This window comes from Fibrobacter sp. UWR4, from assembly GCF_003149045.1.
GTDB lineage: Bacteria > Fibrobacterota > Fibrobacteria > Fibrobacterales > Fibrobacteraceae > Fibrobacter.
In genome coordinates this window covers 1-21,031 of record NZ_QGDU01000044.1, presented here as the reverse complement: position 1 = coordinate 21,031, position 21,031 = coordinate 1, and the positions used below count along the sequence as shown (strand labels likewise).

The 21,031-nt window shown below is 47.3% G+C and carries 13 protein-coding genes; 5 read left to right on the top strand and 8 right to left on the bottom strand.

Annotated elements, in window-relative coordinates; translation table 11 throughout:
* The first annotated feature begins 166 nt into the window (after positions 1-166).
* The gene (locus tag BGX12_RS13820) at positions 167-1,105 is read left to right on the top strand and encodes a fibrobacter succinogenes major paralogous domain-containing protein (protein ID WP_146196360.1); all 939 of its coding nucleotides are present in this window, start codon (positions 167-169) and stop codon (positions 1,103-1,105) included.
* Between the two features lie 155 nt (positions 1,106-1,260).
* Positions 1,261-1,446, top strand: coding sequence for a hypothetical protein (locus BGX12_RS13815; RefSeq protein WP_109736627.1), 186 nt, complete (start codon positions 1,261-1,263; stop codon positions 1,444-1,446).
* A 209-nt stretch (positions 1,447-1,655) separates the two neighbouring features.
* Here BGX12_RS13815 and BGX12_RS13810 read toward each other — a convergent pair whose 3' ends face one another.
* The 8 genes from BGX12_RS13810 to BGX12_RS13775 all read right to left on the bottom strand — a co-directional run bounded on the left by BGX12_RS13810 (position 1,656) and on the right by BGX12_RS13775 (position 14,209).
* A complete protein-coding gene (locus BGX12_RS13810; protein WP_109736626.1) occupies positions 1,656-4,004 on the bottom strand; it encodes an ABC transporter in 2,349 nt (782 codons plus the stop codon).
* Positions 4,005-4,186: 182 nt separating this feature from the next.
* Entirely contained in the window at positions 4,187-4,783 is a 597-nt protein-coding gene (locus BGX12_RS13805) for a hypothetical protein (RefSeq protein ID WP_109736625.1), read from the bottom strand.
* Complete coding sequence (locus BGX12_RS13800) at positions 4,780-5,748, bottom strand: YihY/virulence factor BrkB family protein (protein WP_109736624.1); 969 nt, start codon at positions 5,746-5,748, stop codon at positions 4,780-4,782. The genes BGX12_RS13805 and BGX12_RS13800 overlap by 4 nt, the downstream gene beginning before the upstream one ends.
* Before the next feature lie 108 nt (positions 5,749-5,856).
* A complete protein-coding gene (locus BGX12_RS13795) occupies positions 5,857-6,210 on the bottom strand; it encodes an Hpt domain-containing protein (protein ID WP_109736623.1) in 354 nt (117 codons plus the stop codon).
* Positions 6,211-6,221: 11 nt separating this feature from the next.
* Positions 6,222-7,886 carry an EAL domain-containing response regulator gene (locus BGX12_RS13790; protein ID WP_109736622.1) on the bottom strand — a complete coding sequence of 555 codons (1,665 nt, stop codon included), beginning with the start codon at positions 7,884-7,886 and terminating at the stop codon, positions 6,222-6,224.
* 109 nt (positions 7,887-7,995) lie between these two features.
* Positions 7,996-10,083: a response regulator gene (locus tag BGX12_RS13785; RefSeq protein ID WP_109736621.1), complete on the bottom strand. Its 2,088-nt coding sequence runs from the start codon at positions 10,081-10,083 to the stop codon at positions 7,996-7,998.
* On the bottom strand, positions 10,080-12,287 hold the full coding sequence (locus BGX12_RS13780; protein ID WP_158278265.1) for a hybrid sensor histidine kinase/response regulator: 2,208 nt from the start codon (positions 12,285-12,287) through the stop codon (positions 10,080-10,082). Before BGX12_RS13780 ends, BGX12_RS13785 begins: the two co-directional genes overlap by 4 nt.
* A gap of 41 nt (positions 12,288-12,328) precedes the next feature.
* Positions 12,329-14,209: an ATP-binding protein gene (locus tag BGX12_RS13775; RefSeq protein WP_109736619.1), complete on the bottom strand. Its 1,881-nt coding sequence runs from the start codon at positions 14,207-14,209 to the stop codon at positions 12,329-12,331.
* A 231-nt stretch (positions 14,210-14,440) separates the two neighbouring features.
* Here BGX12_RS13775 and BGX12_RS13770 point away from each other — a divergent pair, with 231 nt between their 5' ends.
* The 3 genes from BGX12_RS13770 to BGX12_RS13760 are packed head-to-tail and all read left to right on the top strand — an operon-like array spanning position 14,441 to position 20,806.
* A complete protein-coding gene (locus BGX12_RS13770) occupies positions 14,441-17,092 on the top strand; it encodes a carbohydrate-binding protein (protein WP_199220790.1) in 2,652 nt (883 codons plus the stop codon).
* A gap of 28 nt (positions 17,093-17,120) precedes the next feature.
* A complete protein-coding gene (locus tag BGX12_RS13765; protein WP_109736617.1) occupies positions 17,121-18,998 on the top strand; it encodes a GDSL-type esterase/lipase family protein in 1,878 nt (625 codons plus the stop codon).
* Positions 18,999-19,009: 11 nt separating this feature from the next.
* On the top strand, positions 19,010-20,806 hold the full coding sequence (locus BGX12_RS13760; protein ID WP_109736616.1) for a GDSL-type esterase/lipase family protein: 1,797 nt from the start codon (positions 19,010-19,012) through the stop codon (positions 20,804-20,806).
* Positions 20,807-21,031 lie beyond the last annotated feature (225 nt).

Below are 21,031 nucleotides of genomic sequence, written 5' to 3'. Positions count from 1 at the left end.
TCTCGGTTAAGTCTCATCGCTTGTCCTTTTCTTGGTCGAAAACGCAAGTTAGAAACCTAACCATCCCTAGAATTCACTTTCTAGGGATTTTTTTTGTTTTCAGCCTAGATCGGATTTACTTGACGATGAGAATCCGCGTTTGAAAAACGGGTGGTTTGAGGAATCTATGAAAAATATGAAGCCGAATTTTGGATTTAGTGCGATTGCAGTTGGCGCCTTTGCACTGGCTTTGGGTCTTGCCGCCTGTGGCGACGGCGAATCTTCAAACGGACCGGCTAATGATGACGACTCTTCTTCCTCCAGTGTCATCCTGAGCGGAGGCAGCGCCGGAGTCGAAGGATCTAGCAGTTCTTCTGCAAAGAGTAGCAGCTCTGTTGCAAGCAGTTCTTCTATGAAGGCTGCATGGGCCTACTTGAATCCAGATATTGACTACGGCGAGTTTACTGATGAACGTGACGGCCAGGTCTACAAGACCGTCAAAATTTGCGACAAGAACGATGAAAACTGCCAGACCTGGATGGCCGAGAATTTGAACTACGACCCGGGTGATGTATCTGACATGGGCGATTACGCATGGAGCGGCTGCTATGATAATGAAAGTGCAAATTGCGACAAGTATGGTCGCCTGTACACCTGGGAAGTTGCCATGGACGATGCAAGCTGTGCTTATGGTAATAGCTGCAATCCTAGTGGCATAGTTCAAGGCGTTTGCCCCGCAGGTTGGCACCTGCCGACAAAGGAAGATTGGCAGAAGCTGGTAAAGCCGATGGCAACTAGTGTTGATGACTACACAACCTTTTGGGATTACTATGGTGCCGGAGTTGAACTGAAGACCGTAGATGGTTGGAATCCAAGTTCAAACGAAAACAAGGGGACTAATGCTTCTGGCTTTTCCGCTCTCCCTGCTGGCTACAGCTACTACTACGGCGAAAGCGGTTTCGACGATGCCGGTTACCGCGCTTACTTCTGGTCTGCCACACAGCGCGAGAATGATAGCGACAGCGCCTACGGCATGTACTTGTACTACTACGACGTCAGTGCCTACCTGGGCTACTACGGTAAGGACTACGGTTTCTCTGTTCGCTGTCTCCAGAACTCCAACTAGGGAAACGCCCTCAGGCGTTTCTCTAGCAAGCGCCAGCGATACAGCGAGACTTCGCATCAGGTTTCTGGGTGTGATATGTTGTCATGAACCCTTAAAATTTCAAACCTTAAAGAGGTTAAAATGAATAGAAACCAGTATGCAAAAATGATGCAGGAGTGACTTCGGATCTTGTTGCAGAGGATCTCGACAAGAACCGCATTGTTATCGAGGTGCAGCACAAGGGAAATTCAACCTTCAAGGATCGCCTTGTTTTCTACACGGCCTGCCACACTTTGCAGAGCAAGGTTCCAAGAGACACCTTTACCCTGCGCCATGTGGATTACATTGCTGACGTAGGCTGAAGGCTTTGCAGAAGCTAAACGTTCCGCTGTAATCAAGGCTCTGAAACGCGGCAAGCTATCGCTAGAAGAAATCGCCGAAGATAACGATCTGCCTCTTGAAGAAGTCCTTAAGATTCAGAAGGAACAGCCCTAATAAATCTTGAGAAAATCTTTATCTTTGTAACGACTTGAAAGTTGTGGTTCTAGCTGAGAAATCGGCTAGAATTTTTTTATCTACTCAATTCCACCACATAATCGGCGGCGTTGACGAAGTCTTGGGCGTGTTCGATGGCGACGACGGTGTGGCCGGCCTCGGTGAGACCTTTGATCAGTTCCAGAAGGTGCTGGATGTCTACCTGATGGAGGCCGCGGGCAGGTTCGTCAAACAAGAATAAGGTGTTGGGAGCCTTTGCTCTGGCAAGTGCGATGGAAAGGCGCAGGCGGGCGCGTTCACCGCCGGACATGTGGGCGGTGCTTTGTCCTAAACGCAGGTAGTCCAAGCCTGTATCCACTAGAGGTTTCAGCTTGTCGGCGAAGGGTTTCATATTGGCGAATAGCTTGTAGGCGTTGCCGATTTCCATGTCCAGGATGTCGGCGATGGAAAGGCTTTTGAATCGAATTTCAAGAACTTCGTCGCGGAAGCGCTTGCCCAGGCAGACGGGGCATTCCGTTTCTTCGTAGCCGGAGGGGTCCAGAATGACGCCTTCGCCCTTGCAGTTTTCGCAGCGGCCGCCTGCAGCGTGGGTAGCAAACTTGCCTGCGGCGTACCCACGGACCTTACTCTCGGGAAGCTTTGCAAAAAGATCTCGCAGGAGGTTTCCCATGTTGATGGCGCTGAGTACGGTGCTTCGGCGGTTCCCGTGGAAATCCCCGGTGGAAAGGATGGACAAGGCATCAATGCCAAGCGGGGCGAATTCGCCTGCCTTGGCTCGGGTAGCCAGGTTCCTGAACATGAGGGTGGATTTTCCGCTGCCGCTTTGACCTGTAATGACGCTGAATTTCTTTAGAGGGAAATCGGCGGAAACGGATTTCATGTCGAAGAGGGCAAAATCGCGAACGGGGATGGCTAGATCCTTCGACTTCGCTGCGCTCCGCTCAGGATGACGTTCTGCGCGGGTTCCTCTCAAATACTTGATCCAGTTTCCTGTGGGGGAGGCGGGATTGTTCAAAACGTCTTTAGCAGGACCCATGAACAGAACTTCGCCGCCATTTTCACCTGCGCCAGGGCCCATTTCAATAATCCAGTCTGCCTTTGCAATAATGCCGGGATTGTGTTCGATCAAAACCAGGGTGTTGCCTCGGGACTGGACTTTTTTCAGCACTTTCCAGAGGGCGTCCACATCCGTATGGTGGAGGCCGCTGGCCGGCTCATCCAACGCAATCAAAAGTCCGTTCAGGTGGCCGGTAGAAAGGCTGGCCAATCGCAGACGCTGCATTTCGCCGCCGGACAATGTTACGCCTGAACGTCCTGCGGTCAGGTAGCCGATGTCCAGTTCGTTTATGGCCTCGATGCGGTCCAGCAGACTATTTAGGGTAGGGAGCAGGTTCTGCTTGACGCGTCCCTCGAAAAGCTCGCGGACTTTTTTCTCCAGCAGGGAGAAGGGCGTTGTCAGAACTTCGGCCCAGGTAATGCCCTCAATGGTGGCATTCAGGAATTCCTTCTTCAAGCGCAGACCGCCGCATTCCGGACATTCGGTGCAATCTTCGTCATCGCCGACATCCTCGCTGGCGATTCCCTTTCCGCCACAGCATGTACAGGCGGCTGCTCTGGAATAGGGTGAAAAGTCTGCGGCTTCCAGTGTCTTTGCCATTTCGGGAGCCCCATGTTCCTTACAGCAGGGCACGGTACTGAATTCAACTCGTGCGCCGTTCTCGTCCAGCGTCAAGTGCGAATGGGTCAGCCTCAAAACACCATCTACGGCTTCTGCAATTCGGGTTCTCGTGTTTTCGCGGACAATGACGCGGTCTACGACGATGAAAAATTCCTTGGGGCAGATTTCCTTTTCTGCGTCGGTCAAATCGGCTAGGGAGTAAACCACTCCGTCGGCTATGGCTCGGGTGTAGCCCTGTGCAAGGAATACTGCGGACAACTTGTCCAGCGACTGGCCGGTGGACGGAACTCGGGCAAAAAACTGCAGTTTGGTTCCCTCTGGTCTGCTGGCGATCTGCTTGATGATTTCTTCGCGGCTGATACTTTCCATGGGCTTGCCGCACACAGGGCAGGCCGGCTTCGCAAAGGCTGCAAACAGAGTTCTCAATGCGCTATCGCATTCGGAAATGCTCAAGGCGTAAGCTTTCGCAGGCGCTTCACCGTGGCTCGGCCCAATGGCCAAGCTAGCGGATAAACCTTCGGCACTATCCAGAGGAATATTTCTGCGGCCGCCCAGCAATTCGCACGCAAAAGGAGAAAGCGTCTCTAAATAGCGACGCTTGCTTTCCCCGTGGAGGGTATCTAATACTAGTGTGGATTTTCCGCAACCGGAAGGGCCGCAAACGACGGTAATCTTTCCCAACGGGAACTGGGCATCCACGTTCTTCAGGTTGTGGAGCCTACATCCGCGAAGAGAAATCATATCCATAGTCAATCCCAAGTCCTTTTGATGTATCTCAAAATACCCTAATCAAACCTAATGTTTCATTCCATAATCTTTGAGGCGGAAGCTTCGCTTTCCCTCAAACAAAAAGGGCAAGGCAAACAAGCTCTGCTTGTGATGCCGTAGCCCTTTTTTGGGGTGCACGAGGGGAACCCCCTCGTGTCATATTACTCCTTGATGGTAAATCTCAGTTCACCAAAAGGAGTGTTGAAGTCGGAATTTTCCAGGTTGTTTTCTTCAATTCCTGCGAAGGCCCTGTAGCCACCGCCAACGGAAACTTCCAGCATCTTGGTAATGCGGTAGTTGAAGTGCAGAGCTGCATCTGCGGTAAAGAAGTAGTCTTCCGGGGAGAATGCGCCTTCGCCACGATCCATGGCGTTAACGACGCCACCGGCAACTTTTACCGGGATAGAGATGGAGAAAAGGTTTCTGCGGAAGGGGGTTACTTCGATCACTGCACCATATGCCTTGTAGTTCAGCATCTGGGCTGGGTGAACATGATGGTTCAGCACGTTGTCCACGAACAGCGTGGCGAATAAACCTGTAGAAATCATGGGGTTCCATTCGATACCGATACGGAGATTGGTAAAGATGGTGCCGTCACGGGCAATCAGGGCGTTACCGCCATCCACACCCAGGAATGCAGACCATGTTTTTTTTTCAGGTTCCTCGGGAGTAAAGGATGCGGAACGGAGTTCTGCATGGGATACGGTAGCAAGGCAAAGTGCCATTGCAGCTGCTTTTACCAGGTTGATCTTTCTCATAGGTTGCTTGAACCTCCTCTCCAGTTCCAGATTCTTCTTCCTGCTTCCGGCCAGAAACAGATGGTCCAAACCAAGCTGTTTCCGCAAAGGATAATGGTCCACACACCGAACACCAGGAGTAGCAATAGGGGGATAAATGCCAAGGATCCATAGAAAATGGACATTCTCGTGACCAAGGTGGTCTGGATGAGCACCAGGATCTTTACATAGACGATGATGCAGACCCAGGCAAGTGCTGTAACACCGATTGACGAAACCAGAAGTTTCTTGTTGGTATAGGGCCTGCCTTTGATCTTAGGTCTGGAGGGCAGGGCGTACAACATTAAGAAAATGAACAGCAGTGCTGCCGCATGGAATGTAATGGTCCAGAAGACGTTGATCATGGTCTTGGTCACTTCAGGCGTGAAGTGCAGGCCGTCCACCACGATTTCATTAAGCACGTTCTGTACGTGATTTACAAAACCGGCATAAAGGCCGATGGTAATGGCGACCAGGAGGAAGAACGGGGTGTAAATCTCGATTTGGCGAATCAGGGTTCTAGAAATCTTGTTTTCCCAAACAACGTTGAAGTTGGATTCCAGACTGCCAAATGCCAGGATGAACGTAACGAAAAGACCTACTGCACCAATAATTCCGAGACGTCCAATGGGAATCGTCTCTGCATTCTTGATTAACTCGATCAGAGGCTCGGTGGGCCAGTCCAGCGGAAGCATGTCGATAATGTGGGGGATGTAGTCGGACATGAAACTGCCCATGCCAACCGCAATCGTAATGGAGGTCAGCATAATGAGCAGGGGAACCATTGCAAGGAAGGTCGTATAAGTCAGGGCGGCTGCACGGGTGAGACCGTGGTAATACAGAAAGGACTTGCCGGCGGTTACCGCAACTTTGATGGGTACAGGGGACTTTTCGGCGAGGGCGTCGAAGATCCTTTCCCAGGAGAAATTTTTAAACCATTCGGGCATGTCTAAAATTTAAAAATAAAGGAGTAACAGGTTGTTTCAAAATCCGTAAAAGCAGAAAAAACAGCCCTTTTCGGAGCTGTTTTCCCTAAAAAAGCAGAAAAACCGGATTTATGCGCCCTGGAATTCCTTAAGACCCGCAAGAACCTTCGCCTGAGCGGTTTTAACGGCTTCTACCATGGCTGCATCTGCAGGGGTGGTCTGGGGGCGGAGCTGTTCCGTCAGGTCGGACGCAGCCTTGCGCAGTTCCTCGAAACCGAGATTTGCGGAAACCCCCTTCAGGGAGTGGGCTGCCCGGAAACTATCTGAAATGTTTCCCGCATCGATTGCCGCAATGAGTGTCTCGTAGGAAGTGTCCTTCAAATACATGAAAGCGAATTTTTCGATCAGGGAATCTTTCATCAGACGTCCAAGGACGTCCTCATAGTTCCCTCCGATCTTGGCATAGAGTTCCTTAATATCCATTTGTTCTCCTTCTAATTCTCAATAATTTTTCCGTCTTCCTTGCTCTTGGCCAGGAACGCCTTGAAGTCCTCTTCGGGAAGAGGCTTACTAAAGTAATAGCCTTGAATGTAGTCGCAGCCTGCATTTTTCAGGAAGTTCAGTTGGCTTTCGGTTTCTACGCCTTCGGCAACGACCTTCATTCCCAGGTGGTGACACATGTTAATGATCAATTCCACAATATGAGGCACTTCGGGTTTTTCTTCCAGCTTGCGGACGATGCTCATGTCGATCTTCAGGATATTGAACTTGTAGTTCATGAGCATTCCCAGTGAAGAGTATCCGCTGCCGAAGTCGTCCATCAGAAGCCAGGCGCCAAGACGCTGCATGTCCTTAAGCACTTCGTCGTGGTTTTCCTTGAGGGCGGCAAAGGATGATTCCGTGATTTCGTAACGGATTTCGCCCGGCTCGGTTTTGTTGGACTCAAGACGGTCCAGAATGAATCGAATCATGTCTGCATCGTAAAAATCCATCCAGGAAAGATTGACAGAAACTGGCACGGTGGGGAGTCCCTGCTTCTTCCATTCCTTAACGACGGAGTGAACCTTCAGATCCACGAAAAGATCCAGTTTGGAAATGTAGCCGTCCTTTTCAAGGACAGGAATAAACAAGTCCGGGCGGACAAAGCCGCGCTTAGGATGAATCCAGCGAATCAGGGCTTCTGCAGAGGCAATTTTACCCGTAGCCGCTTCCATGACGGGCTGATAGTAAACCTTGAATTCGTTGTTTTCCAGGCTATTTTCGAAGTCGGAAGTAACCATTGCCGCATTGACATAGTTTTCGGCCATCTTCTCGTCAAATTCGGCATAGGGCTTTAGGTATTCGTCTTCGATATAGTTCATGGCCAGCTTGGCTCTGTCCATAAAGCCTGTAATAGGCGCTCTGGAGTCCACCTTGGCAACGCCCATGCGGAAGCGAATCTGCATAGGACGTCCGTTGACTTCTACCTGGGCGCCGTTATCTTCCATCATGGCGTTAAAGTCGATGTTCTTGCTCTCGGCTAGGCAGGCGAAGTGGTCTGCTTCCAGTCGGGCTACAAACAGTGGGGCAAGACCGCTGTTCTGGATTCCGTTACTGGTATACTTGAGTGCGAAGTCACCCCCTTCAACTCCATATACGGAGTTGATTGCCTTGAAATTCTTTAAGTCATAGAGGATGATGGAGTAAAGAGTCGGGTCCTCGACAGTCTGGATGAAGTTTTCCGAAACTTGGATAAAGCCGTTACGGGTGTAACATCCAGTCAACTTGTCTCGGTAACCATGGGCGTATAGGGAAATGACGTTCTGTACGCGGTGGTTTACAATACTGGGATTGAAGGGCTTGGTAAAGAAATCCACTGCACCAAGGCCATAGGCCTTGTCCAGGGCTTCTTCCGAATTGTCGCCAGAAATGATGATGATAGGTAACGGGGACTGCAATTTTTCTTTTTGCAGTTCTGCAAGGAAACTGAAGCCATCCATGACAGGCATGACCAGGTCCAGGAGGACGAGACGGAAAATGTGGTCGCCTTTTTGGATGATGGCGAGTGCTTCTGCGCCATTTTCTGCTTCTGTAATTTCGTATTCTTCTTGCAACATCAGCCGCAGCATACTGCGGTTGATTTCTGAATCGTCTACAATAAGAATTTCGCTCTTAAGCATTAATAATTGTCCGTTTGCGTAACTTTACAGTCGTCACCAAGTTTAAGATAAGTAAAAGATTTTGAAATAGGAACAAAACTTACAAAAAACTTCTCTTTTTTGTGTTTTTTTAGATTTTTATCACTTTTTCAAGGGCTATTGCCAATTTATTGGCGTCAATAGGCTTAGAAATGTGGTCGTTCATTCCCGCTTCAAAAGCTTTTTCCCGGTCTTCTTCGAAGGCGTTGGCGGTCATGGCGATGATGGGAATGTCAGACTTCTTATGGTCGTTAATGGTCCGGATGGAGCGTGTGGCGGTATAGCCGTCCATATTGGGCATTTGTATATCCATCAGGATGACGTCGAAAAATCCGTTATCCTGACGGCTGAGAGTCTGTACGCATTGGATGCCGTCGGAGACTCGTTCTACGATGAATCCCATTTCTTCCAGGATGGCGATGGCAATTTCGGCATTCAAGTCATTGTCTTCTGCAAGAAGAATACGATGCCCATTGAAAATTTTATCGCTGACTGGTGCGCGGTTCAACATTTCCGTATGAATGGTGTTGCCGTGTGACTGGGTTTCTGCCTGTCTTGCTGCGGCCATCTGTTCTTCCGTGGGGAGGCGGAGGGGGAGGACAATGGTTATCTTCGTGCCCTTTCCAACCTCGCTTTCAATGTCGATGGTTCCGTTCATCAGGTTGAGAAGCCTTTTGACAATGGGCATGCCTAGACCAGTACCGGAAATCTTGCTGTCGGTGGAATTCCTTTCTCGGGAGAATTCGTCAAAGATATGGGGTAGATATTCCTTGCTGATCCCGATGCCGGAATCCTCGCAAATCGCGGTAAAGGTGGTGTAGCCGGGCTTCTTGTTTTCGGATTCGATTAGACTCAGTTTGACGTAACCTCCCGCAGGGGTGTACTTGATGGCATTACTGATGATGTTCAGGGTGAGTTCCCTCACCTTCATCTCATCGCCAATGACGTATTCGTGGATCAAATGGTAATTGTTACTGAACTGAATTCCCTTGTTGCGGGCCTGGTCCGTGAAAACGGCCTCGGTAATGTCTTCAAATTTCTGGGTGTTAATCATGTTTTCGTCCAGGGTAACTTTACCGCTTTCGATGCGGGCCATTTCCAGAACGTTATTGATTAGGGAAAGGAGAAAACTGCTGGAAGCGTTAATCTTATTGAGATAATCGACAAGTTTTTCCTTGTCATCCAGATTTTTCTTCATCAGTTCGGAGAAGCCGATGATTGCGTTCATGGGCGTTCTAATATCGTGGCTCATACTGAAGAGAAACTGACTCTTGGCCTTGTTGGATAAACGTTCCATCTGCAGCTGACGCTTACGTCTCCAGGATAGAAGCTGCATGTAGTAGAAGAATGATAAAATCAGCAGAACGATAAGGGAAATTGCTACTGGAATTTTCATGGACCCCCAAACGTTCCAACCGTCCTTAGGTTCAAGGCATATATACCAGATGTCGTTCAGAACGTTGAAACTCGTCTGGATATCTCTAGAAACGGGCTTGTTGTCGGAGGATAGGATAAAACCGTTGGCATCAAGAACTGCGGTAGGGTCTTCGTTCTTCCAGACGGCAAAGCGGAATGCTTGATATTTGTTTTTCTTCTGGATTTGATCAATAAGAATTTGCTTGTCAATGACAATGATGGAAAAACCGATAAAGTCGTTGTCCTTGAAAATGGGAGTACGTACAATGAATCCCTCGCCACCTTCCACGAGGTGGTGCGGTCCTGCGATGGTTGGAAGTTTGTCGTTCACGGCCTTTTGAGCCTTAGGACCTTGAATCGGGTCTTTTATCATTTCGAAATCCGATGTGGCGTTATCGACGGTATGGGGATAGGAATACTTGATGATTCCCTTGGGGGCGAAATACATGCTGCCGATAGCCAGATTGTCCCTTGTCAGTTCCTCGCAGATTCGGTCAAAATCTTGAAGGAACACATCCCCATAGACTTGATGGAGGTCTTTCAGGAGTTCCGTGGTTTCATAAGCGTTATTCAGTTCTGCATTAATGGTGGATGCGATTTCCTCGGCATGCGCTTTCGCTTCCGTCTTAATCTGTTTCTCGGTACTCTTGTAGGAAGTAAAGAGAAATATGGATTCCAGTAATAGGACTACAACAAGAAGTAGCGTTCCTGTTCTTTGCTGTTCCTTTATAATCTCGCGGGTAATCTTGTGCTGGTTTGTCATTTGTCTTTGAAAATCCTGTAAAGTTCTACTACCAAGGCCTGTACATCAATCGGCTTTGCTAGATGTCCGTTCATACCGGCTTCAATGGCTGCAATTTTGTCTTCCTCGAATGCGTTGGCCGTCATTGCGAAAATGGGAGTGTTTGCCTTTGCCGGATTGTTCATCTGGCGGATCGTTTCAGTTGCCCGATATCCATCCATATTGGGCATCTGTATGTCCATGAGAATGATGTCAAAATGATTGGGCTCGTTTTTTCCGAGAAGAACGAGACATTGAAGTCCGTCTTCCGCTCGTTCCACCTGGAATCCTAGATCATGAAGAACTTCTATGGCAATTTCTGCATTCAGGTCATTGTCTTCTGCCAGAAGGACTCGTTTGCCTTTGAAGATCGTTTTGTCTATGTTGAAAAACGGTTGCTTTTCTTCATGGTCGGACTCTGCGATTTTGTGGGTTGTAACAATGGTTATCGTAGTTCCCTTTCCAATCTCGCTTTCTATGTTGATCGTTCCATCCATTAGGTCCACATATTTTTTCACGATTGGCATCCCAAGTCCGGAACCTTCGATTTTGCTATCGGTGTATGTCCTTTCTCTGGAAAATTCCTCAAATATTTTAGGGAGGAAATCTGGTGAAATTCCCTTGCCTGTGTCTGATATGGTTCCGATGTAGGTACAGTAACCATCCTTTTCGCAAGGCACTTCCTTGATGGATACGGAAACTTTTCCGTTTTCGGGAGTGTACTTGTACGCGTTGGATAGAATGTTCAGGTAAATCTCACGAACCTTTAGGGCATCTGTATAGAGAAAATTGTGCTTTACATCTACGTCAATCGTGAACGCGATGTTTTTCTGCTTCATCTGTTCTTCAAAGACGTTGCGGAAACCCTGAATGAAAACACTTGTATCGTGAACCGCCAAATTTAACGTAGCCTTTCCACTTTCGATACGAGCCATTTCCAGAACGTTGTTGATGAGGCTTAAAAGGAAACTGTTGGAATTCTGGATTTTTTCCAGATAGTCATTGCATTTTTCCTTGTTGCCCAGATTCTTTTTCAGTAAGTCCGTAAAGCCGATGATTGCATTCATGGGAGTACGGATGTCATGGCTCATGTTGAATAGGAAACGGGATTTTGCCTGGTTTGCTCGTTCGGCGTCCTGTTTTGCTTTTAACAAGGTTTCATTCAGTTTAGCTTCTTTACGTTTCTGTTCTGTGATGTCTCCGATAAATCCAGAAATGGATACCGAGCCATCCGCATTTTCCAATCTTGTCCCGCCTACGGATAAGTAAAGCAGGCCTTTTTCGGGGTGATTCCATTCCAATATACGGGAGGTGACTGCGCCCTCTCGCATGTCCGTATAGTCATCCTTGATTTCTTCCAATGTACTTTGGGAAAGTCTGCTCGTATAATACTGGTAGGTTTCTTCGGGAGACAATTTCTTGTGTTCCAGTCCGAAGATTTTTTTCCAGATGGTGTCGCCGGTCAATCCGTTGACCTTGCCTTCCTGGTCAAATGTAAACTTCCAGATGCCGTATCCAGCGGCGCCAATAACTCGGCTACTTTCTTCCAACTTCGATCGGAACATGTCCTTCTGGTCTTCCAGGATGAATACATGGAGGATGCTGGTTCCTACAAGGAGTCCTATCGTGTAGCAAGGGAATAGGGTATGGAAGAATTGAGTAAGAACGGCTGCAATCATGACGATGCCAAAGCAGGCGATGGTAACGTGATGACGTCTGATTGAACTGTTTGACTTGCCTGCAGCGACAAGTGCTTTGAATGTGGTGATTGCAAATAAGGTTGTCTGAGCAGCTACAGAAACGTAGCGGAAAATATTGGTGTGGTAACCGCCATTCTCGTCAATCCAGAAGAAGATAGGGTAGAAGTGGTTTACGATAAGTGTAACCGCTGCAGCCACACAGAAGATTGTTCCTAGAATTTTAAGAACTCTTCCGAATGCAGTCCTGATGTTTAAATAGGAAATGACGTATTGGCACCAGAGTAATACTACAAGAGCAATTACGGCACAATATAGAACGGTGTCCGCATAGAGTAACAGGGTGCTTTGTGCCGCAGCAATCAATCCCCACAGGGAGTCTACGACATAGTAGAAGAAAACACCTATAAGGAATCTTCGATAGTTTTTCCCGTCCTGAGTGGGAACAGAATTTTTGATCTCATCGTAGTTAATTACGATGTGTAGCACTAGTGCCAAAAGACCAATGACTGAATATAGAACGATTGGCATTATCTTAGATTCCTTGTAAGTTCCTTGGTCAGCTCAATTACATTGATGGGCTTTGCCAGGTGTCCGTTCATGCCGGCTTTCACGGATTCCTCCCGGTCTTCCTTGAATGCGTTCGCCGTCATGGCTAGAATGGGCAGTTCAGATTTCTTTCCATCCATTGTACTTCTTATGGCTCTTGTGGTTTCATAGCCGTTTAAGTTAGGCATCTGTATATCCATAAGAATCAAATCATAATATCCGTCGCTAGCCTGGTTCAGCTTGTGAATGCACTGGATGCCATCTTCGGCTCGTTCTACCTGGATTCCCAGACCCTTCAAAATTTCGTATGCAATTTCGGCATTAAGATCGTTGTCTTCGACAATGAGCACTCTTTTCCCGTCAAAGCGAGGGGTTGTGCTTGTGACTTTTTCTTGTACTGCGGGTTTGTCGTTTTGGGCTAGAGGAACGGCTGGATGGGTGATGGTAAAGGTCGTGCCTTCCCCGACTTCGCTGTCTACGGATATAGTTGCGCCCAGCTGTTCCACATAATTCTTTACGATCGACATTCCGAGACCGGCTCCCTCGATCTTGTTTCTATCGGAATTCTTCTCTCGGGCAAAATCCTCAAACAGGTGGGGGAGGAATTCTCTTGAAATTCCAATTCCAGTATCGGAGATAATGATTTGAAATAGGCCGCAGTTTTCCTTTTCGGACGAAAATTCTCGAATGGTGACTGTGACCGATCCACCCGCAGAGGTGTACTTATAGGCGTTAGAAATCAGATTGAGGAATATGCTACGGACCTTTACTTCGTCAATGATGATATTGGTGTGCTGAATATCGACGTTAACGGAAAAATCAATCGATTTTTTCTTCATCTGTTCACCGAAGATGGTGTCCAGGGTTTGCTTGATCGTGTAGATATTGCAAGTCTTGGTGTCATTTGTGATGGTTCCGCTTTCAATGCTTGCCATTTCCAGAACATTGTTGATGAGGGAGAGCAAGTACTGGCTGGACTTGTCAATTTTGGAAATGTAGTCCAGGCATTTTTCCGGATGACTCATATTTTTGCTTATAAGGCTTGTGTAGCCGATAATGGCATTCATGGGAGTGCGAATGTCGTGGCTCATGTTAAAGAGGAATCTTGTCTTGGCCTGATTCGCGTCTTTCAGTTTGGCGTTGATTTCGTCTATATCTTTTAGACGTTTCGCTTCCTTGATCTCTTCGATGTATAATTCCACGTAGGACAGGTACACTGCAAGACAAATTCCCGCTTGTGTAAAACCGTAGTCAATTCCCGCTAAAGTCTGGAAGGCCACTGCAATAGCGCAAGGAAATGTAAATGTGAATATGAACCATAAATTTTTTCTTGTTTTTTCCCGGTTGTCCTTTACCGCTTGCTTAAAGATGAGCCCCATTCCTGCAAGTATGTAAATGTAGGGGATGTACTGGATCCAAGGTAGGGTTCCGTTCAGGTAATAGTATTGGCCATCGGTGAACTCTGTTATAAACAGGGCGTTAGTCCAGTAGGAGGAAGCTGCTGCGATGAAGACGATAATTGTCGGAATCGCAAAAAGGATGTTCCTTTTTCGGGTGAAAACTTTTTTTTCGTTTTGGATGGTGACGAAATATTTGAACCACTGGTATGCGACCAAGGCGATAAGAGTAAATTCTGTCGTATAGAAAATGGAGGCGGCAATCTTATTTAATTGGAAAATCCCGCATAGAAGTAATAAGTCGGGAATTGTTTCTGCTTCCAGAATGAGTGCCGCAAGTACAAAGTTTGCGTATATCCCTTGGGAGGGGGAATCCTTTCGATTGGGCCATACGCGGTAAAGGACCCTTATAAGAAGGACTAGAAGAAATACGGCAAATACTGACGATACGAGTTCGGGTATCATAAAAATCCAGAATGATTGAAAACCGCTTCGATTTAGGCTCTTTTTATTAAAATGTAAACTTTTTGTCACGTATCGGTAAAATAAATGTGAGAAAAATAGGCTTATAGCGGTGCTGTGGATTATCTATCAAAAATATTTTACCCTTACAATGTGAAATGTAGACTTTTTTAGTATATATTTGTCTACAGTTTAGGCTTTTAATTGTCAACAGTTATAACGTGTGGGATGTGTATGCGTAAAATTTCTAAGGCATTACTGATTGGGTCTGCTCTTTTGAGCATGAATGGTTTGGCTTTCGCTGCCCCTAAGCAGATGGAAAATCTGACTCGAGGTCTAGTTGCCTCTAACGTAGGGAAGGGAATGCTGGTGAGCTGGCGTTTGCTGGGTACCGACGACCCGGCTACGGAATTCAACCTTTACCGCGATGGCGATAAAATTGCCTCTATCAAGGGAACCGAGGGTACCAACTATTTGGATAAGGATGGCAAGGCCTCTTCCAAATATCAGGTTTCCGCTGTAATTGGCGGCAAGGAAGGCGCAAAGGCCGGACTTTCCGTTGTATTGGACAAGACTGTTGCAAATACCGGAAATTCCTTCCCGTACAAGACTATCAAGCTTGAAGTTCCTGCGAAGCAGACCATGCCGGACGGCTCTACCTGCACTTATACGCCTAACGATATGAGCGCCGCCGATCTCGATGGGGATGGCGAATACGAACTGATTTTGAAGTGGGATCCTTCAAATGCCCACGACAACTCCCAGTCAGGTTATACGGGTACCGTATTTATTGACGCCTACAAGCTGGATGGCACCCGTATGTGGCGCATTGACTTGGGCAAGAATATCCGTGCCGGTGCTCACTATACCCAGTTCCAGGTTTATGACTACGATGGTGACGGCAAGGCCGAAATGATCGTGAAGACCGCCGACGGTACTATTGATGGTACGGGCAAGGCTATTGGTGACAAGTCCAAGGATTACCGCAATTCTGGTGGAACTGTTCTTGACGGTCCCGAATACCTGACTGTTTTCCGTGGTGCTGATGGTGCTGCGATTACTTCCATTGACTTTGTTCCTAGCCGTAATATCAATCAGCATGTAAAGGGTGTTGATAAGAAGGGCTATTGGGGCGATAACTATGGTAACCGCTGCGAACGCTATATTGCTGCAACTGCCTACTTGGATGGTATCCATCCCAGTGCAATCTTTATTCGTGGCTACTATTCCTCCTCTTACGTTGTTGCCTATGATTTTGATGGCAAGACTCTGAAGCAGCGTTGGTACCATAAGTCCGAAGATCCGGGTGCAGGTCTTTATGCTCAGGGCAACCATAACATTGTAACTGGTGATATTGATGGCGATGGCTATGATGAAATCGTGTTTGGCGGTGCTGCGTTAAATCATGACGGTACTCTTCGTTATTCTACTCAGTTGGGCCATGGGGATGCAGGTCATTTGTCTGACTTGGATCCGGATCTTCCGGGCCTGGAATTTTTCGATGTGCATGAGCATACCGATGCCAAGTATACCGATGAAGTTCGTGGCCCCGATGGAAAAATTATTTGGGGTACGCCGCAGCCCAATCCTGGTGTGGACAATGGCCGTGGTATGGCTGCTGACATTGATTCTACGCATCGTGGTTTTGAAGTTTGGTCCAGCAAGAGTGGCGGCATGCACGATATCAAGGGCAAGTCCATGGGCTCTCCGGCGGTTTCCACCAACTTCCGTATATACTTTGACGGGGACCTTCAGGATGAACTTTTGGATGGCGCCTATGTGACCAAGTTCAATTCTTCTGCGGGTAAGTCTGAGGTTTATTTCGATGGTCCTACCGCACTTGGCGCAACCGGTTGTAACGGCACCAAGAATACTCCGAGCCTTGTTGCAGATCTCTTCGGCGACTGGCGCGAAGAATTGGTGGTTCGTAATGCAAACGATCCGACCGTACTTTACATTGTGTCTACTCCGGTAACTTCTCCCTATCGCGTCTATACCTTGATGCATGATGCTGTTTACCGTACTGCAATCGCATGGCAGAACACTGCTTACAACCAGCCGCCGCACCTCGGTTACTACCTGCCGGATGCTGTGAAGAAATTGGCCGCTCCCGAAATCCAGATTGTGGGGGATCCTATTGTTTCCGTTCCGGATCCTACTGAAGATTATCCCGTCATTAAGGATGGTAAGTCTTCTATGGAAATCTGCAAGCCTGTTGAAGGTAAAGGCTTTGCCTGCGAAACGAACAATGCTGGCTATGAACAGGATGGTTTCTACAATTTTGACAATAGCATGGGTAGCTACGGTGTGTGGGAAATCTTCTCTCCCCAGGATGTGAAGACTACTCTGACGATTCGCTTCGCCAACGGCGGAACTGCAAACCGCAACATGACTCTGTACATAAATGACAAGTCTGCAGGTACGGTGGAATTCGCTGCTACCGGCTGGACCACTTACAAGGATGTGACTGTAAATGTTGCTCTTAAGGCCGGTAAGAATACTCTAAAATTGGTTTCTGCATCTTCTGATGGTGGCCCCAATGTGGATACCTTTACCTTTGGTATGGACGGCATTGAACTCTATAATAACCAGAAACTTCCTGAACTGGGTAAGGATACCATTCCTGATGGAATTTCCATTGCAGGCGTTCCCGGTGTAAATGCATATAATCCGAATACAGGCGTGCTCCGCTCCAATCGTTCCGGCAGCGCACAGGTTGTTGTGTACGATATGCGCGGCCATGTGGTGGGAAGCGTATACACCCATGTGAACGAGGGCTTGAACATGGTGGTCATCGATCGCGAAATGCTGCCTCAGGGTAAGTACTTTGTGAAGGTTGATGTTGATGGAGTGATTGTTTCTAAGGGAACTTTTCTTAATAAGTAATTGGGATTTTTAAAAAGAGTTTGGGTATATGAGAAAAGGATTTTTTAGCAAAATTTGGCAGGGCGTTGTAGTCGCTTCCATGGTTTTCGCTACCGCAGCAAATGCTGTTGTTACAATTTACCTGGTAGGCGATTCCACCATGCAGGACTGGGCTTCTGGTTATTATCCAAAGCAGGGAATGGGTCAGGATTTTGGCTACTTCTTTGATTCTGGTTTAGCCAAGGTTTTCAATGCTGGTCGTGGTGGTACAACGTCAGTAAGTTACTATGACGGCTTCTGGTCTGTTCGCGGTACGGACCGTAACGGAAAGTATGTCTTTGACAAGGCTATTAGAGACATGGTGCAGACTGGCGACTATGTGATGATCATGATCGGCGCCAACGATAATGGTTATAAGACTGGTGAAGAAAATTTCAAGACCAAGGTGACTGCCATGGTCAAGGAAACTCAGCAGAAGGGTGCTTATCCCATTTTGATTTCTCCCATCCGTCGCTCTAATTTTACCAGCGTAGACTCTGTTTACGAAGGTTATCATGCCTATCCGATTTATATGCGCGAATTGGCTGGTTCTTTGAAGGTTCCGTTTATTGATTTAGATACTCTGTCTAGAAATTACTTGCTGAGCCTTGGTCAGTACTATTCAAATCACTACTTGAATATGTTCATTGACGAAGGTGAATATTCGACGAGTGGTGTGCAGACGGATAATCAGCATTTGCAGCAGATGGGTGCCAACGCCTTTGGACGAATTGTGACTGAACAGCTTCGATTCCATAGCGATGCCAAGGTAAAGGAACTGTCCAAAGCTTTGAAGCCCATGTATCAGGTGGATGTGAAGGTTAGCCCGGAAGGTGCTGCAACTGCAGCAACTGCTAGCGGTTACTATCCGGAAGGCATGATGGTAACCTTGAAGACTACGCCCAAGGCTGGCTACACTTTTGTGGGCTGGTATGATGGTAACGGTAACAAGGTTTCTGGAAATGCAAGGTCCGAAGTAAAATCCCCTTACATTTATACCTTCAAGATGGGGAATAAGTCTACCCAGTATACTGCAGTCTATGCAGGTGGTAGCGCCCAGAAATATACGGGAAATGGCGGCGCTGTAACACAGTTCAGCGTTGATGTTACTAGGAAATTGAATGGCTTACCTTTCCAGCCCGAAGGCTATACAAGTCAGCCTGTCGAAGATGAAAAGGTACTTGGCCCCATTGAGTTTAATAGCTTGTTCCAGGCAGAAGATTCCGTAACGATGAATGAAGGCTTTATTGAGGCAAATCATTTGGGCTTTACGGGAACAGGCTTTGTTAATCTTGCTAATAACAACCAGTCTTTTGCTAGCTACGATCTAGATTTCCCCGAAGCGGCAACAACAACTCTTGCTATTGTCTATGCTAATGGTGGTAAGACAGATCGATTGATCAACGTGTATTTGGACCATGATTATTATGTGTCCTGTCCTCCTAATGGTTGGGATACTTGGGATACCGTTTATACTGAGATTATGACTCCAAAGGGTGAAGGAACTCTTCAGATTATTTCCATGACTTCTGATGGAGCCCCCAATATCGATATGTTCGGTTTTGAGATGAAGGGTGTTGTGTATAAGGGCGCTACCCGTCCGGATACCAACAAGGTCGTTCCTGCAGATACTACGGCTAAAGACACTACAGCTAAGGATACAAGCGAAACAGATGCTTTGACCAAGAATATCAACCTTTCTGGAATGGAAAATGCTGATGTCAGCATCTTCAATATGCAGGGCCAGTTGATTGCTCGTCGTCAGATGATGATTGGCAGTGGCCTTTCCAATCAGGAATTGAATCAGATGGTTAAGTCCAATGGTCTCTACCATGTAGTTATCCGTAAGGGTCTCCAGATGATTCGCCAGACCATGGTGAGAAAGTAGGGGGGGGATCCGTGAAAACTTTCTTGAAGTATTTTGCTGCTGCCGCACTCTTTACAAGTGTTGCGGTAAGTGACACTACAAGCTTTACCATCCATGTGATTGGCGACTCCACTGTTTGCGATTACAAGGATAATGCATACCCCCAAACAGGTTGGGGTCAGGTCTTAGCTCCCTTCTTTGACCAGTCTCGAGTGAAGGTGATTAACTATGCTATTGGTGGTCGCAGTTCCAAGTCCTTTATTAACGATGGTCGTTTGGATGCTGTCTTGAAGGCGACTCAGCCGGGTGATTATATCTTCGTACAGATGGGAACAAACGACCGCGACTATTCCAAGGCTGATCGTTACGTACCCATTGACTCCAGTGCTTACTGGTTCCAGAAATATGTGGATGGCGCCAAGAGCAAGGGTGCGCACATTGTGCTGATGAGCCCGTTGATGTTGAACACATATCCTCGAAACGTATTCGACAACGAGCTTACGGATGCTGCTCACAAGAATAAGGAATATCCTGTAAAGGATAAGATTAAGGAAGTGGCCCAGAAGAATGGCGTTCCTTTCGTAGATCTGACCACCAAGACTTATAATCTGTACAAGCAGGTCAGTTCCGCCTATATTTCCCGCTACATCTTCAAGATGTTCCTGCCGGGAGAATATCCTAACTATCCCAATGGTGTGACCAATGATGGTACCACTCATTTCCAGGAATCCGGCTCCGTGGTTCATGCCCAGCTGATTACCGAAGGACTTAATGAAAACTTGAATAGTTCTTCTGTGAATGCTTCTGAAAAGGCTGCCTTGACGACCTTGGTGGGTGCCATTGCTCCGACCTATAAGCTTACCGTAAAGGCTAATATTTCTGGTAGTGGCCTGATTACTCATAACCAGAATTTGCCTGGTGGAGCAGCCTTGAATCTTCATGTTTCTCCAGGTAGTTTCGGCAAGAAATTCCAGTACTGGGCTGATGATGATTGTAAGAAGGTGACTGCGGATTCCAACTACTATAAGGTAAAAATGCCTTACCGCGATATTACCTATACGGCTATGTTCGAAGGTGGTGCCCAGTGTGTGACTACTGCTCATGGTAGCGAAAATACGCCGGTTGCTGGCTCCAGTTCCAGTGCAAATCCAGGCACAACTTCTAGCAGCTCTGTGGTGAAGTTTGAAGTTCTTAAAGGAACGGATGCCTGGCCTAGCGTAAGCGATTTGTCTTATCCTGATGTTGGTGAAGATGTTCAGGGATGGACCGAAGCTAATCATGTAGGCTTTGCTGGAAAGGGCTTCTTCAACTTTGATAATGCTACGGGCCGTTATGCTACCTATAAGATGACTTCTTATCAGTCTGCTTCCAATGCAAGAATGTTTATTCGTTACTGCAATGGTAAAACCACTACAAGTAAGATGAGTGTTCAGGTGGATGCTAAAACGTACGAAGTGGAATTCCCGCCTAGTGCAAACTGGGATACCTGGGATACGGTCTATGTGGATGACGTGTGGCTGGATGCCTGTGATTTCGACTTGAAGTTTACTTCGCTTACATCTGATGGAGGCCCCAACGTGGATGTTGTTGGCTTTGATATCAAGGACGTGTATCGCATTGGTGCTGAACCTGCTGAAGCTCCTGCATCTTCTAGTTCTTCTGCGGACACCTCTTCTTCCAGTTCCTCTGAGGATAAGGAACCGGATGGCTTTAAGTCGAAGACTTTGACTCGTCCGGAACAGCTTCAGGGTGGTAGAACGGTGAACCTGCTTGGACGTTCTGTTTCTGGCAAGAAGCTTGCTCCGGGTAAGTACTTCAAGACGAAATAGTTGCTGTAGACGAAACGATTTCGTTGTTCAAAAAAAATTATAGCTGATAAAGGCTGGTAAAGTGGATTTACCAGCCTTTTCTATTTGCTTTTATACTAAATTAAGTGGTGGAGGTTAGTATGAGAATTTTGAGGCATCATCAACATGTGTGGAAGCATTTAGGCAGCCTTGCTAGATGATTCTCTCGATTCCGATTCCCATTCGTAGGCTATCTTTACATCTACA

Coding starts and splice junctions, on each gene's coding strand:
- BGX12_RS13795 (WP_109736623.1), bottom strand. CDS start 6,210: ATGGATATTAAGGAACTCTATGCCAAGATCGGAGGGAACTATGAGGAC.
- BGX12_RS13785 (WP_109736621.1), bottom strand. CDS start 10,083: ATGACAAACCAGCACAAGATTACCCGCGAGATTATAAAGGAACAGCAA.
- BGX12_RS13765 (WP_109736617.1), top strand. CDS start 17,121: ATGAGAAAAGGATTTTTTAGCAAAATTTGGCAGGGCGTTGTAGTCGCT.
- BGX12_RS13790 (WP_109736622.1), bottom strand. CDS start 7,886: ATGCTTAAGAGCGAAATTCTTATTGTAGACGATTCAGAAATCAACCGC.
- BGX12_RS13810 (WP_109736626.1), bottom strand. CDS start 4,004: ATGGATATGATTTCTCTTCGCGGATGTAGGCTCCACAACCTGAAGAAC.
- BGX12_RS13805 (WP_109736625.1), bottom strand. CDS start 4,783: ATGAGAAAGATCAACCTGGTAAAAGCAGCTGCAATGGCACTTTGCCTT.
- BGX12_RS13775 (WP_109736619.1), bottom strand. CDS start 14,209: ATGATACCCGAACTCGTATCGTCAGTATTTGCCGTATTTCTTCTAGTC.
- BGX12_RS13770 (WP_199220790.1), top strand. CDS start 14,441: ATGCGTAAAATTTCTAAGGCATTACTGATTGGGTCTGCTCTTTTGAGC.
- BGX12_RS13820 (WP_146196360.1), top strand. CDS start 167: ATGAAAAATATGAAGCCGAATTTTGGATTTAGTGCGATTGCAGTTGGC.
- BGX12_RS13800 (WP_109736624.1), bottom strand. CDS start 5,748: ATGCCCGAATGGTTTAAAAATTTCTCCTGGGAAAGGATCTTCGACGCC.